This is a genomic window from Pseudomonas sp. MWU13-3659 (genome assembly GCF_023757525.1).
Lineage (GTDB): Bacteria > Pseudomonadota > Gammaproteobacteria > Pseudomonadales > Pseudomonadaceae > Aquipseudomonas > Aquipseudomonas entomophila_E.
In genome coordinates this window covers 134,184-150,722 of record NZ_JAMSHW010000007.1, presented here as the reverse complement: position 1 = coordinate 150,722, position 16,539 = coordinate 134,184, and the positions used below count along the sequence as shown (strand labels likewise).

Below are 16,539 nucleotides of genomic sequence, written 5' to 3'. Positions count from 1 at the left end.
TATCTCTGCGGGATTATCTTCTGATTCGGCCGCCGCAGCGGCCAACGTCGCTCGGACGGTTCCGGGCGCTTACGTCTGCAGAGGAACACATGGCCAATCCCGGTTCGCCGCGCCGCTTCGCGCGCATCGATCGTCTCCCCCCGTACGTCTTCAACATCACCGCCGAGCTCAAGATGGCCGCCCGCCGCCGTGGCGAGGACATCATCGACCTGAGCATGGGCAACCCCGATGGCGCCACCCCGCCGCATATCGTCGAGAAGCTGGTGCAGGTCGCCCAGCGCGAAGACACCCACGGCTACTCCACCTCCCGCGGCATCCCGCGCCTGCGCCGCGCCATCTCGAACTGGTACAAGGAACGCTACGACGTCGCCATCGACCCGGAGAGCGAGGCCATCGTCACCATCGGCTCGAAAGAGGGCCTGGCGCACCTGATGCTCGGCACCCTCGACCATGGCGACACCGTGCTGGTGCCCAACCCCAGCTACCCGATCCACATCTACGGCGCGGTGATCGCTGGCGCCCAGGTGCGGTCCGTGCCACTGGTGCCAGGTGTGGACTTCTTCAACGAGCTGGAGCGGGCGATCCGCGAATCGATCCCCAAGCCGAAGATGATGATCCTCGGTTTCCCATCCAACCCCACCGCCCAGTGCGTCGAGCTGGACTTCTTCGAGCGCGTGGTGGCCCTGGCGAAACAGTACGACGTGCTGGTGGTGCACGACCTGGCCTACGCCGACATCGTCTACGACGGCTGGAAGGCGCCGTCGATCATGCAGGTGCCGGGGGCCAAGGACATCGCGGTGGAGTTCTTCACCCTGTCCAAGAGCTACAACATGGCCGGCTGGCGGATCGGCTTCATGGTCGGCAACCCGGAACTGGTCAGCGCCCTGGCGCGGATCAAGAGCTACCACGACTACGGCACCTTCACCCCGTTGCAGGTGGCGGCCATCGCCGCCCTGGAAGGCGACCAGCAATGCGTGCGCGACATCGCCGAGCAGTACCGCCAGCGCCGCAACCTGCTGGTCAAGGGCCTGCACGAGCTGGGCTGGATGGTCGAGAACCCCAAGGCCTCGATGTATGTCTGGGCCAAGATTCCCGAGGCTTATGCGCACCTGGGGTCGCTGGAGTTCGCCAAGAAACTGCTGGCCGAGGCCAAGGTCTGCGTGTCGCCGGGCATCGGCTTCGGTGACTACGGTGACGACCATGTACGTTTCGCCCTGATCGAGAACCAGGACCGGATTCGCCAGGCCATCCGCGGCATTCGCCAGATGTTCCGGGCCGACGGCCTGATCAGCAAGTAACCCCCCGATCCTGTAGGAGCCAGCTTGCTGGCGAACCGATGCCAGCGCGTTCGCCAGCAAGCTGGCTCCTACAGTTAAAGCGCCGCCGATGGGCGGCGATGTTTTTTTGCATGCCCCCTCTTCTCAGCCGTTCGCGCTTGGATTACAAATGGCGCCGCGGGCGCTCGCCCTCATAACAACAACCTCCCTCCCTGGCCATCATGTCCGAACAGAACCCTTGCCTGACCTGCGGCGCCTGCTGCGGCTACTTTCGTGTGTCTTTCTTCTGGGGTGAATGCCAGTCCGCCGGCGGCGTGGTACCCGACGATCTGGTGGTGCAGATCAACCCGACCCGCGTCGCCATGATCGGCACCGACGCCAAGCCTTGCCGCTGCGTCAGCCTGGGTGGCGAGATCGGCACGCAGGTGGCGTGCAGCATCTATGAGAACCGTTCCAGCCCGTGCCGCGAGTTCGAGGCTTCCTGGGAGAACGGGGTGCACAACCCCAGCTGCGACGATGCCCGGGCGGCCTATGGCCTGCCACCGCTGACACCGCCAGGGGCCAACGAGCCGCACTGGCCGGATGACGGCGCCGAGGTGGCCTGACCCAGCGTATGAAACCTCTGTAGGAGCGGCTTCAGCCGCGATCACCCGCAACGCGGGTGCCGCATATCGCGATGCCCGCATCGCGGCTGAAGCCGCTCCCACAAACGTCTAACCTGTTCACGCTTTGGCAAAGTGACATGACCGTTCGTCGGATGGATCCAATCAGGATCCCCTTGAAACCCACGAAACACGTGTTGCCTTGAGAAAGTATTAACACCATTTGATCTCCTCCAACGCCGTACTGCCTGCCCTACAGCGGCTACACATTCCCTCAAAGGAAATTCGTAGCCATTGATCAGGCGTTTCGGCCGTCGCGTGTTTCGCTGCTCTTTCTCGCCCCGTTGCACACGCATTCAAGGACTGAATTGCCTGATCCACGAAGGAGCTCTCCGTGGACAGACGTGCCGCCTCCCGTTTCCCCTCCCGTTTCTCGCATCTGTCCCTGGCTATCAGCCTGGGCGTCGGCGCCCTGGCCTTCGGCCTGACGAGCGAGCAGGCGCTGGCCGCCTGCAGCGCAGCCGGGTCCATCATTACCTGTAACGGCGCGGCCAACCCCCTGGCACCCAGTTACACCAACGGCGGCAGTAGCCTCACGGTCAACGTCAACCCCGGTGCCACCCTGGGCACGCTGCTGGGCGTGGGCGGCACGTCCCTGTCGCTGGCTGGCAACAACAACACGCTGAACAACTCCGGGACCATCGACCCGACGCTGCTGGGGCTGTTGAGCATCCAGTCCTCCGCCGTGCTGATCGGCAACACCGGGACCTCCGGCACCCTCACCATCAACAACAACGCCTCGGGCGTGATCAAGGGCACCGGCGCCTTGCTGGGCGCCAACCTGCTGAACCTCACGGGCATGGCCCTGGACGCGCGCAACGGGGCCGCTGGCACCACCACCATCAGCAACGCCGGCAGCATCGGCTCCTCGGCGCTGGCCAGCCTCACCCTGGTGAGCGAGGACACCCCGGTCATCGCCGTGACCGGCGGCAGCACGGTGAACTTCACCAACACCGGGACCATTCTCGGCCGGGCAGCGTTCGAGGCTTCCGCAGCGGGCAACACCTTCACCAACGCCGGGACCCTGACCGGCAGCCTGTCGATGGGCGCCAACAGCACCAACCGCTTCAATGCCATCACCGGCTCCAGTGTCGGTGCCGGGCTCGGGGTCGGCGTGGCCTTGCTGGTCACCAGCAACCCCAACCTCGCCTACGCGGCGGCGGGCAAGATCGATGGCGGCGCCGGTGGCACCAACACCCTGGCGTTGCAGAACGCCATCGGTGGCGGTAGCGGGACCAGCGGCAGCGGCACCATCAACGCCACCAACTACATCAACTTCAACCGGTTGATCGTCGACAGCGGCACCTGGAGCCTGATCGGCCAGGTGCTCAACGGCACCACCCAGACCACCCTCAACGGTGGTGCACTCAGTTTCGATAACTCCAGCGCCTTCGGCAGCGGCGGCATCACGGTCAACGGCGGCAGCCTGCAGGGCAGTGTCGGCGGATTGAGCCTGGCCAATGCCCTGACCCTCAACGCCGGCCTGGGTGTTGGCGGCGCCAACGACCTGGCCCTCAATGGCGTGGTATCGGGCGTTGGCGGGCTGACCAAGACCGGCACCGGTCTGCTCACCCTTGGCGCCACCAACACCTACAGTGGCGGCACCACCCTGGCCGCCGGTGGCCTCAACCTGACCAGCGCCGCCGCGCTCGGCAGCGGCGCGCTCACCGTCAGCGGTGCCGGCAGCCTGCAAGGCAGCGTGCCACTGGTGCTGAACAATAACGTGACGTTGAACGCGGCGCTGACCTTGCCAGGCAGCAACGCCCTGACCCTGGGCGGCGTGCTCAGCGGCACCGGCTCGCTGGTCAAGAGCGGCAGCGGTGGCCTGACCTTGAACGGCGTCAACACCTACAGTGGCGGCACCACCCTGGCCAGCGGTACCCTCACGCTGGGCAATGCCAGCGCCCTGGGCAGTAATGCATTGGGCCTGACTGGCAACGGTACCCTCGACACCACGGCGACCATGACCCTGGCCAACGCCATCAACCTGGGCAGCAGCACCCTGACCTTGCCGGGCAACAACGCCCTGACGCTCAACGGCCTGATCGGTGGCACCGGCAGCCTGGTCAAGAACGGTGCCGCCGACCTCACCCTCAACGGCGTGAACACCTTCAGTGGCGGCACCAGCCTGGGCGCGGGCAAGCTCACCGTCGGCGACAGCGCCGCGCTGGGCACCGGCGCCCTGGCGCTGACCGGCAACGCCAGCCTCGATGCCAGCACCGGCGTCAGCCTGGCCAACGCGATCAACCTGGGGGCCAACACCCTCAACCTGCTGGGCACCAGCGCCACCACCCTGGGCGGCGTGATCAGCGGCACCGGCGCGCTGGTCAAGAACGGCGCCGGCGACCTGACCCTGAACGGCAACAGCACCTTCAGCGGCGGCCTGACGCTCAATACTGGCAAGCTCACCGTCGGCCACAACAACGCCCTGGGCGGCGGCGCGCTGACCCTGGGCGGCAACGCCAGCCTCGATGCCAGCACCACGGTCAACCTCGGCAACGCGGTCAACCTCGGCGCCAACACCCTGAGCCTGCTGGGCACCAGCGCCACCACCCTGGGTGGCGTGATCAGCGGTACCGGCGCGCTGGTGAAAAATGGCAGTGCCGGCCTGACCCTCAATGGCAGCAACACCTTCAGCGGCGGTACCACGCTCAATGCGGGCGTGCTGACCGTGGGCAACAACAATGCCCTGGGCACCGGCGCGCTCAGCCTGGGCGGCAACGCCAGCCTCGATGCGGGTGCGACAGTCAGCCTGGGCAACGCCATCAACCTCGGCGCCAACACCCTGACCCTGCCCGGCACCAGCGCCGCCACCCTGGGCGGCGTAATCAGCGGCACCGGGGCATTGGTCAAGAATGGCGGCACCAACCTGACCCTGACGGGCGCCAACACGTTCAGCGGTGGGCTCAATCTCAATGCCGGCACCCTGACCCTGGCCAGCGCGGCGGCCCTGGGGACCGGCGCGTTGTCCGTCGGCGGCGCGTCGACCCTGGCCAACACCACGGCTTTCAGCCTGAACAATGGCATCAACCTCGGCGCCAACCTGACCCTGGCCGGCGCCAACAACCTGGTCCTGGGCGGCAACCTCAGCGGCACCGGGGGGCTGATCAAGAACGGCAGCGCCAGCCTGACCCTGGCCGGCAACAACACCCAGAGCGGCACCACCGCGCTCAACGCCGGTACCCTGGTGCTGGGCAGCGCCACCGCGCTGGGTACCGGTGCGCTCAACACCGCGGCCGGCACCACCCTCGACACCAGCGTCGCCGGGCTGAACATCGGCAACGCCCTGAACCTGGCCGGCAACCTCACCCTTGCCGGCAGCAACGACCTCACCCTGGGCGGCGTGATCGCGGGTGTCGGTGGCCTGACCAAGAACGGCAGCACCACGCTGACCCTCACCGGCGCCAACACCCAGGTCGGCGCCACCAACCTCAACGCCGGCACCATCGTGGTCGGCAGCAACACCGCGCTGGGCACTGGCGCGCTCAATGCCGCCGCGGGCACCAGCCTGGACGCCAGCAGTGCGGTCAATCTAGGCAACGCCGTCAACCTGGCGGGCGCGCTGGGCATCGGCGGCAGCGCCAACCTTGGGCTCGGCGGCTTGATCAGCGGCGCGGGCAGCCTGGTCAAGAATGGCAGCGCGACCTTGACCCTGTCCGGCCCCAACGCCTACCTGGGCGGCACCACCCTCAACGCCGGTGGCCTGGTGCTGGGCAACGGTGCCGCGCTGGGCGTGGGCAAGCTCACCGTGGCCGGCGCGGGGAGCCTGGACAGCACGGCGGCGCTCAGCGTCGGCAACGCTATCACCCTCGATGCCGACCTCACCCTGGCCGGCAGCAACAACCTGAGCCTCAACGGCGTGATCGACAGCACCGGCCGGTTGATCAAGAACGGCACCACCACGCTCACCCTCGGTGGCCTCAACAGCTATGCCGGCGGCACCTTGCTCAACGCCGGCGGCCTGGTGCTCGGCAACGGCAGTGCGCTCGGCACGGGTACCCTGACCGTCGGTGGCGCCGCGAGCCTGGACAACAGCAGTGCCATCAGCCTGGGCAACAACGTCGCGCTCAACGCCAACCTCACCCTTGGCGGCAGCAACGCGTTGACCCTCGGCGGCGTGCTCAGCGGGGCAGGGCAACTGGTCAAGAACGGTGCGGCTACCCTGACCCTCAACGGCGTCAACACCTACGCCGGTGGCACCAGCCTGAATGCCGGTGGCGTGGTCGTCGGCAATGGCGGCGCCCTGGGCAGCGGCGCCCTCAACGTGACCGGTGCCGCCAGCCTGGACAACAGCGCCGTGCTGACCCTGGCCAACGACATCGGCCTGGGCGCCAACCTCACCCTGGGTGGCAGCAACGACCTCACCTTGAGCGGCGCCCTCAGCGGCACGGGCGGCTTGATCAAGAACGGCTTGGCCGACCTGACCCTCACCGGCAACAACACCTTCAGCGGCGCCATCGACCTGGTCGGTGGCAGCCTCACCACCGTGGGCGCTGGCGCGTTGGGCAGTGCCTCGTCGCTCAATGTCGGTGCCGGCGCCAGCCTCAACCTGGGCGCCAGCGCCGGGGTCGGCAGCTTGAGCGGTGCAGGCACGGTGAACGTGGCCGGTGGCGGTAACCTGAGCGTGGGTGGCAACAACGCGAACAACGTCTTCAGCGGCGTGCTGGCGGGCGCTGGCGGGCTGGTGAAGAACGGCACCGGCAGCCTGGAGCTGTCGGGCGTGAACGTGCTGGCGGGCGACACCTCGGTCAACGCCGGCCTGCTCAACATCACCGGCGCCCTGGCCAGCGCCAACGTGCAGGTCAACAGCGGCGCCAGCCTGGGCGGCACCGGCAGCCTGGTCGGTGCCCTGGATATCGCCAACGGCGCGCACCTGCTGGCCAACAGCGGCGCGACCCTGGCCACCGGCGCGCTGACCCTGCACAGCGGCTCGATCCTCGATTTCGGCCTGGGCTCGCCGTCCACCGGCGGCACCGCGCTGGTCAACGTCAACGGCAACCTGACCCTCGACGGCACCCTCAATGTCACCGATATCGGCGGCTTCGGCACCGGTATCTACCGCCTGTTCGACTACACCGGCGCCCTGGTGGACAACGGCGTGGTGATCGGCAGCGTGCCAGGCAGCGTGCTGCCGGGCGACCTGCAGGTGCAGACCTCCATTGGCAGCCAGATCAACCTGCTGGTCGGTGGCGCCACCGGCACCGTACAGTTCTGGGACGGCGGCCAGAGCGTGCCCAACGGCGTGATCGACGGCGGCACGGGGACCTGGAACGGCGTCAACACCAACTGGACCGACGTCAACGGCGTGCTCAACACCACCTGGACCAGCGACTTCGCGGTGTTCCAGGGTACCGCGGGCGATGTCACCGTGGTCGGCACCCAGGCCGCCACCGGCCTGCAGTTCGTCACCAACGGCTATCGCCTGATCGGCGCCGGTGGCCTGGACCTGGTCAACGGCAGCAACGGCGCCTTCACCGTGCGGGTTGATCCGGGTGTCACCGCCACGCTGAACGTCGGCCTCTCGGGCAGCGGCCAACTGGCCAAGCTCGACAGCGGCACCCTGGTGCTCAACGCTGCCAACAGCTACAGCGGTGGCACCCTGTTCAATGGTGGCAGCATCGTTGTGGGCAACAACACGGCCTTCGGCACCGGGGCGGTCAGCGCCGCCGCTGGTACCAACCTGGACAGCAACACCGCTGTCACCCTGGGCAATGCCTTTGCCCTGGGTGGCGCCTTGACCGTCGGCGGCAGCGCCGACCTGGGCCTGGCTGGCGTCGTTTCGGGCGCCGGCAGCGTGATCAAGGCCGGTGGCGCCAACCTCACGCTCGGCAACGCCAACACCTACAGCGGCGGCACCAGCCTCGGTGCCGGCACCCTGACCCTGGGCAACGCCCAGGCCCTGGGCACAGGCGGCCTTACCGTCACAGGCGCCGCCAGCCTGGACACCACCGGCAACCTGGCTTTGGCCAATACCGTCGCCCTGAACGCCAACCTCACCCTGCCCGGCACCAGCGACCTCACCCTCAACGGGGCGCTCAGTGGCAACGCAGGCCTGGTCAAGACAGGTTCCGGCACGCTGACCCTCAACGGCAGCAACAGCCAGCAGGGCAGCACCGGCCTCAACGGCGGCACCTTGGTGGTGGGCAGCAACACGGCGTTGGGCACAGGGGCTCTGAATGCGGTGGGCGGCACCACCCTGAGCAGCAATGCCAACGTCACCCTGGCCAACCAGCTCAACCTGGCCGGCAACCTGACCATCGCCGGGGCGCAGAACCTGACCCTGGGCGGCAACGTCAACGGTGTCGGCGGCCTGACCAAGACCGGCAGCGGCACCCTGACCCTGAACGGCACCAACGGCAACCTGGGCAACACCAACCTCAATGCCGGCACCCTGGTGCTCGGCAGCGCCAGCGCCCTCGGCCTTGGCCAGCTCAACGCGGCGGCCGGTACCACGCTGGACAGCAATACCGCGTTGAACATCGGCAACACCGTCAACCTGGGGGGCAACCTCACGATCGCCGGCAGCAACGACCTGGGCCTGGGCGGCCTGGTCACCGGCGCCGGCAGCCTGACCAAGAACGGCGCCAGCAACCTCACCCTCAGCGGCGCCAACACCCTGACCGGTGGCGTGACCCTCAATGCCGGCACCCTCACCCTGGGCAACAACCAGGCCCTGGGCACCGGTACCCTGACCGTCGGCGGCGCCAGCAGCCTGGCCAACAGCGGCCCCCTGACCCTGGGCAACCAGGTGGCGCTGAACGGCACTTTGAGCCTGCCGAGCAACAACAACCTGACGCTGAACGGCGTGATCAGCGGAACGGGGGGCTTGACCAAGACCGGTTCCGGCAGCCTGACGCTCGGTGCCGCCAACACTTACCAAGGCATCACCACCCTCGGCGCCGGCAACCTGACCTTGGGCAACAACGCCGCCCTGGGCTCAGGCAACCTGGCCGTGACCGGCAACAGCACCCTGGCCAGCATCGGTGTGTTGCAGGTGGCCAACGCCATCGGCCTTGGCACCGGGACCACCCTTGGGGTCAGCAACACCCAGACGCTGACCCTCGATGGCGTCATCAGCGGTGACGGTGGCCTGAGCAAGCTGGGCAGCGGCCAGTTGATCCTCAACGGCAGCAACACCTACACCGGTGGCACCGCGTTGCAAGCGGGCAGTCTGCTGCTGGGTAATGCCAGCGCCTTGGGCAGCGGCGCGCTGAACGTGAACGGCGCCGCCAGCCTCGACGCCAGCCAGGCGCTGGCGCTGGCCAACGCCGTCAACCTGAGCGGTGGCAACCTCACCCTCGGCGGCAGCCAGGCGCTTACCCTCAACGGCGTGGTCGCGGGCAACAACAGCCTGATCAAGAACGGCACCGCCAGCCTGACCCTCAATGGCAGCAACACCTACAGCGGCGGCACTACGCTCAACGGCGGCACCCTGGTGGTCGGCAGCAACACCGCCCTGGGCACCGGCGCCCTCAGCACCGGCGCCAACACCAGCCTCGATGCCAGCGGCGCGGGGGTCACCCTGGCCAATGCCGTGCACCTGGGCGGCACGCTCAACGTGCCGGGCAGCGCCAATCTCACCCTCAATGGCGTGCTGGATGGCGTCGGCGGCCTGAACAAATCGGGTGCCGCCACCCTGACCCTCAACGGTGCCAACAACTACCTCGGCGGCACCACCCTCGGCGCCGGCCAGCTCGTGGTCGGCAATGACAACGCGCTGGGGCAGGGCGCCCTGACCGTCGCCGGGGCCTCGACCCTGAGCGCCGGCAGCAACGTCACCCTGGCCAACAACGTCACCCTCAATGCCGGCCTTACCGTCGCCGGCAGCAACGACCTGACCCTTAACGGCGTGCTCAACGGCACTGCCGGGCTGGTCAAGAACGGCAGCGGCAACCTCACCCTCAACGGCAACAACGGCTTCCAGGGCGGCACCCAGCTCAACGCCGGGCGCATCACACTAGGCAGCAGCGGCGCCCTGGGCACCGGTACCCTGGCGGTCACCGCGGACGCCACCCTGGCCAACAGCGCGCCGATGGCCCTGGGCAACACCATCGCCCTGAGCAATGGCGCCAACCTGACCGTCGAAGCCGCCAACGCGTTGATCCTCAGCGGCGACCTCGGCGGCAGCGGCAACCTGGTCAAGACCGGCGTCGACGACCTCACCCTGGTCGGCGTCAAGACCTTTGCCGGCAACGTCGATATCCAGGCCGGCTCCCTTACCGCCCTGGGTAGCGGCGTGCTGGCCAGTGTCGACACCCTGAACGTCGGCGCCAGCGGCCTGCTCAACCTCAATGGCGACGCCAGCCTCGGCAGCCTGACCGGCAGTGGCCAGGTCGATGTCGGCATCGGCAGTACCCTGAGCCTGGGCAGCAACAACCTCAGCAGCACCTTCGCCGGCGGCCTCAACGGCCTTGGTGGCCTGAACAAGGTCGGTACCGGCACCCTGACCCTGTCGGGCACCGGCAACCTGGCCGACAACACCCAGGTCAACGGCGGCACCCTGACAATCGACGGCAGCCTGGGCAGCAACCTGCTGACCGTCGCCAGCGGCGCCACCCTGACCGGTAGCGGCACCGCCAATGCCAACGTGGTCATCAACAACGGCGGCCACCTGGCCGGGCAGAGCGGCAGCACCCTGGGGCTCGGCAGCCTGGTGCTCAACAGTGGCTCGATCGTCGATGTCGGCCTGGGCGCGCCGTCCACTGGTGGCACCGCGCTGTTCAACGTCGGCGGCAACCTGACCCTCGACGGCACGCTCAATGTCGGCAGCATCGGCGGCTTTGGCAACGGTGTGTACCGAATCTTCGACTACACCGGCGCGCTCACCGACAATGGCCTGGACTTCGGCAGCCTGCCGGGGGGTGTCGGGCTCGGTGATGTGACCCTGCAGACCGCCCTGGCCAACCAGGTCAACCTGCTGGTCAGCGCAGCCGGCTTGAACATCCAGTTCTGGGACGGCAGCCAGAGCGTGGCCAACGGCCAGGTCGACGGCGGCACGGGTGTGTGGAACGCCGCCAACACCAACTGGACCGACCTCAACGGCGTAACCAACAGCACCTGGGGCAGCACCTTCGCGGTGTTCCAGGGCACGGCGGGCGACGTCACCGTCGACGGCAGCCAGACCGTCAACGGCATGCAGTTCGTCACCAATGGTTATCGCCTGCTGGCCGGCACTGCTGGGGCGCTCGACCTGATCAACGGCTCCAGTGGCGACACCAGCGTGCGCGTCGACCCGGGCGTGACGGCCACCCTCGATGTCGGCCTGACCGGCGTCGGCAAGTTGAACAAGCTCGACAGCGGCACCTTGGTGCTCAATGGCAGCAACAGCTACAGCGGCGGTACCACCCTCAGTGGCGGCACCCTGATACTGGGCAACAACAGCGCCCTGGGCAGCGGCGCGCTCGACACCGCCGCAGGCACCACCCTCGACAGCAACGCGGCGGTGGCCCTTGGCAACGCCATCGTCCTGGGCGGCCCGCTGAACATCGCCGGCAGCAACAACCTGGCGCTCAACGGCAACATCAGCGGCGCCGGTGGCCTGCTCAAGGCGGGCAGTGCGCGCCTGGCGCTGGGAGGCAACAACACCTTCGCCGGCAACACCGCGCTCAACGGCGGCACCCTGGTGCTGGGCTCCAACACCGCGCTGGGCACCGGCAGCCTGAACGCCGCCAGCGGTACCAGCCTGGACAGCAGCCAGGCCGTCACCCTGGCCAACAACGTCAACCTGGCCGGCCCGCTCACGGTGCTGGGCAGCAACGACCTGACCCTCGGCGGCACCGTCGCGGGTACAGGGCGCCTGCTCAAGGCCGGCGCCGCGCGCTTCGCGCTGATGGGCGCCAACACCTACAGCGGCGGCACCGACCTGCAATCCGGCACCCTGGTGGTCGGCAACAACGCCGCCCTCGGTACGGGCGGCCTGGACGTCACCGGCAACGCCAACCTTGACAGTGCCAGCGCCGTCAGCCTGACCAACCCGGTGAATGTCAGCGGTATCCTCAACGTGCTGGGCAGCAACGACCTGCAACTGGATGGCGTGCTCAGCGGTGGCGGCACGCTCAACAAAAGCGGGCTGGCCGACCTGACGCTGTCGGGCAACAACACCTTCAGCGGCGTGCTCAACATCCTCTCCGGTAGCCTTAGCACCATCGGCACCACCGCCCTGGGCACCCAGAGCGCGCTGAACGTCAGCACGGGCGCCAATCTCAACCTCGACGGCAACACCTCCCTCGGCGACATCGGCGGCACCGGCGCGATCCAGATCGCCACCGGCAACAGCCTGAACGTCGAAGGCGGGGTGTTCGATGGCAATATCGGCGGCACCGGCACCCTCAACAAACTGGGCGCCGGCACGCTTTCGCTGAGCGGCAGCAACAGCCACACCGGCAACACCAACGTGCAGGCTGGCCGGCTGCGGGTGAACGGCTCGCTGGCCAGCAGCGCGGTCAACGTCGCCAGCGGCGCCACCCTGTCCGGCGCCGGCAGCCTCGGCGGCGCGGTGACCGTGGCCAGCGGCGGTGCCCTCGCGGCCACCAGCGGTGCCACCCTGAGCGCGGGTGACCTGACCCTGGACAACGGCTCGAGCTTCAACGCGGCCCTCGGCGCACCGGTCGGTGGTGCCGCCGCACTGGTCGACGTGGCGAACAACCTGACCCTGGGTGGCACCCTCAATGTCACCGACATCGGCGGCTTCGGTGCCGGGGTGTACCGCCTGTTCGCCTATGGCGGGAGCCTGGTCAACAACGGCCTGGCCATTGGCAGCGCGCCGGTGCCGGTCACCGACCTGACCGTGCAAACCGCCGTCGCCAACCAGGTCAACCTGGTGGTCGGCGGGGCCAGCAACGTACTGTTCTGGGACGGCAGCCAGAGCGTCGCCAACGGCCTGATCGACGGCGGCAGCGGCACCTGGAACGCCGTCAACAGCAACTGGACCGACGCCAACGGCGTGCTCAACCAGACCTGGAACGACACCTTCGCCGTGTTCCAGGGCGCCCCGGGCACCGTCACCGTCGACGGCAGCCACACCATCACCGGCCTGCAGTTCAGCACCGATGGCTACGTGCTCAACGCCGGCACCGCCGGTGAACTGCTGGGGAACGGCGCCACCAACCTGCGGGTCGACACGGGCGTAACCGCCACCCTCAACGTCGCCCTCAACGGCACCGGCAGCCTCGCCAAGCAGGACGCCGGCACCCTGGTGCTCAACGTTGCCAACGGCTATAGCGGCGGCACCGCGCTCAACGGCGGCACCCTGGTGGTGGGCAACGACAGCGCGCTGGGCAGCGGTACCTTGACCGCCGCAGCCGGCACCACATTGGACAGCAACAAGGCGGTCACCCTGGCCAACACCGCTGTGCTCAATGGCGCCCTGGCCATTGGTGGCAGCAACGCCCTGACCCTCAACGGTGCCATCAGTGGCACGGGCGGCCTGGTCAAGAACGGCACCAGCCAGCTGACCCTGGGCGGCGCCAACAGCTACACCGGCGGCACCCAGATCAACGCCGGCAGCGTGGTGGGCAATACCACCAGCCTGCAGGGCGCCATCCTCAACAACGCCGCGCTGACCTTCGAACAGAACGCCAACGGCAGCTATACCGGCAACCTCACCGGCAACGGCACCTTGACCAAGAATGGCAGCGGCGAACTGCTGCTGACCGGCGTCAACGGCCTGACCGGCGCCACCACCGTCAATGCCGGCAGCCTGCTGGTCAATGGCCGCCTCGACAGCGCCACCGTGCAAGTTGCCACCGGCGCCCGCCTGGGCGGCAGCGGCACCTACGGCGGCACCGTGCAGATCGCCGACGGCGCCACCCTGGCTGCTGGCCAGAGCGCAACACCGCTGACCGTGGGCAACCTCAACCTGAGTGCGGGCAGCGCGCTGGACTTCAACCTTGGCGCCCCGGCCGCGTCCACCACGGTGGTCAAGGTCAACGGCAACCTGGTGCTCGACGGCACGCTGAACATCACCGATCTCGGTGGCTTCGGCACCGGCGTCTACCAGTTGTTCAGCTACAGCGGCAGCCTTACCGACAACGGCCTGGTGTTCGGCGCCATCCCCGGCGGCGTGGCCCTGGCCGACCTCGGCCTGCAAACCGCCATCGCCAACCAGCTCAACCTGGTGGTGCAGAACTACGGTGAAGAGCTGCAGTTCTGGAACGGTGGCAAGACCAACCCCGATGGCAGCATCGGTGGCGGCAGTGGCACCTGGGGCCCGAACACCAACTGGACCAACGCGTCCGGCACCACCTCCACCGGCTGGAGCGGCCAGTACGCCGTGTTCGGCGGTGCGCCAGGCACCGTCACCGTGGTCGGCAACCAGTCGTTCTCCGGCATGCAGTTCCTCAGCGACGGCTACCAGGTGGTGCCGGGCGCGGGCGGCAGCCTGACACCGGTCAACGAGGCCGATGGTGGCCTGGCGCCGGTGCGGGTCAATGCCGGCGCCACCGCCGTGGTCAGCGCACCGCTGGTGGGCACAGGCGGCATCGAGAAACTCGACGCCGGCACCCTGGTGCTCAGTGGCGCCAACACCTACAGCGGCGGTACCACCGTCAGCGGCGGCACCCTGGTGGGCAACACCACCAGCCTGCAGGGCAACATCCTCAACAACGCCAGCCTGGTGTTCCAGCAGTCGGCCAACGGCACCTTCAATGGCACCCTGAGCGGCACCGGTACCACCACCAAGCAAGGGGCTGGCACCTTGCTGCTGACCGGCAACCAGCCCACCACTGGCGCGTTCAACGTCAACCAGGGCGTGCTGCAGGTCGGCGACGCGGCCCACCCAGGCACCACCCTCGGGGCCCAGGTGACCGTGGCCAACGGCGCCGCGCTGAGCGGCAACGGCACCGTCGGCGGGCTGGTCAACAACGGCACGGTGATGCCTGGGCCAGGCGGCAACCTCAACGTGACCGGCAACTTCACCAACGGCCCCAGCGGCACCCTGGTGATCGACCTTGGCGTGGAACCGGTGAACTACCTGAACGTGGGGGGCACCGCCAATCTCGGCGGCAGCCTGCAGGTGCTCAACCTCGACGATGACAATGGCCAGTACACCGTGGTCAATGCGGCGGGTGGCATCAACGGCACCTTCGCTGGTACCAACCTGAGCAACTCGGCGTTCCTCAACAGCGTGCTGGCCTACGGCACCAACCAGGTCACCCTGACGGTCAGCCGCAACGGCACCTCGTTCGCTGACGTCGCCGCTTCCAGCAACCAGCGCGGTGTCGCCACCGCCCTGGAAAGCGCTGGCGCCCCGGCGGCGTTGCGCAACACCATCGTGACCATGGATCGCGACTCGGCCCGCAGCGCCTTCGACAGCCTGTCCGGCGAGATCCACGCCAGCACCGCGACCGTGCTGATCGAGGACTCGCGCTACATCCGCGACGCGGTCAACGACCGCCTGCGCCAGGCCGACTGCACCCGCGAGAACGACCCACGGCGCACCCTGGCGCCGACCGCCAACCAGCAGCTCACCAGCGAAGGTTGCCAGGGCCAAGCGGTGGGCTGGATCCGCGCCATCGGCGGTTGGGGTGACTACGACGGCAACAGCAACCACGCCAGCGTCGACCGCGACTTGTCGGGCTTCATGCTGGGTGTGGACCGTGCGCTGGATGACGAGTGGAAGGTCGGTGTCGCCGCGGGCTACACCCGCTCCAGCATCGACGCCCACCGCCGTCGTTCGGACGCTACCGTCGACAGCTACCACCTGACCACCTACCTGGGTTACCAGCTGGACGCCTTCGCCGCCCGCCTGGGTGTGGCCTATGCCTGGCATGACATCGACACCAAGCGCGATGTCGCGGTGGGCAGCTACGACGACCGGCTCAAGGCTAAGTACAAGGCGCGCAGCGCCCAGGTGTTCGGCGAGGTGGGGTATGCCATCGATGCCGGTGGTATCGCCCTGGAGCCGTTCGCCGGGTTGGCCTACGTCAACTACGACAGCGACACTGCCCATGAGAAGGGCGGGGCAGGGCGGTTGGAGGGCAAGGTCGATCAGGATGTGACCTATTCCACCCTCGGTGTGCGGGCTGGCAAGCACATCAAGCTCGACAGTGGCGGCACGATCACGCCACGGGTGTCGGTGGGCTGGCGCCATGCCTTTGGGGATGACAAGCCGGATGCGGATCTGCGCTTTATCGATGGGGGTTCCGGGTTCAGCACCGAGGGTGTGCCGATTGCCAAGGATGCGGCGGTGGTCGAGGCCGGGCTGGACTTGAGCGTCGGGGCCAGTGGCAAGCTGGGGGTTGGGTATTCCGGGCAGTTGTCCAACGAGAACCGTGACCATGGGGTGGTGGTGAGCTTCAGCATGGGGTTCTGAAGTAGAGCGCCGGGGCCGCTGCGCGGCCCTTTCGCGGCACAAGGCCGCTCCTACAGGGAGATCGCATTCCCTCTGTAGGAGCGGCCTTGTGCCGCGAAAGGGGCGCAAAGCGCCCCCGGCTTCCTGACGCCGTCAGACATTTCCGAATCTGAAACAAAATCCTTCAGCCGGTCAGCGCTTGGGACCTATCCTACGCGCCTGCCGGAAGGCTCCGAATTGGCTGGAAATTACTCCGAGGGTAACGTCGCTGGGTCGTCAAATTTGGCGACCGGGTGTGAGAAGCCCGCAA

The 16,539-nt window shown here is 67.9% G+C and carries 3 protein-coding genes; all 3 read left to right on the top strand.

From position 1 onward, the window contains the following. Positions 1–89 precede the first annotated feature (89 nt). Positions 90–1,298 (top strand): alanine transaminase, encoded by a 1,209-nt coding sequence (alaC, locus tag NGM28_RS11535; protein ID WP_213659651.1) that lies wholly within the window; start codon positions 90–92, stop codon positions 1,296–1,298. 200 nt (positions 1,299–1,498) lie between these two features. Then, entirely contained in the window at positions 1,499–1,882 is a 384-nt protein-coding gene (locus tag NGM28_RS11530) for a YkgJ family cysteine cluster protein (protein WP_046857051.1), read from the top strand. Positions 1,883–2,273: 391 nt separating this feature from the next. Next, entirely contained in the window at positions 2,274–16,250 is a 13,977-nt protein-coding gene (locus tag NGM28_RS11525) for an autotransporter-associated beta strand repeat-containing protein (protein WP_252090208.1), read from the top strand. Positions 16,251–16,539 lie beyond the last annotated feature (289 nt).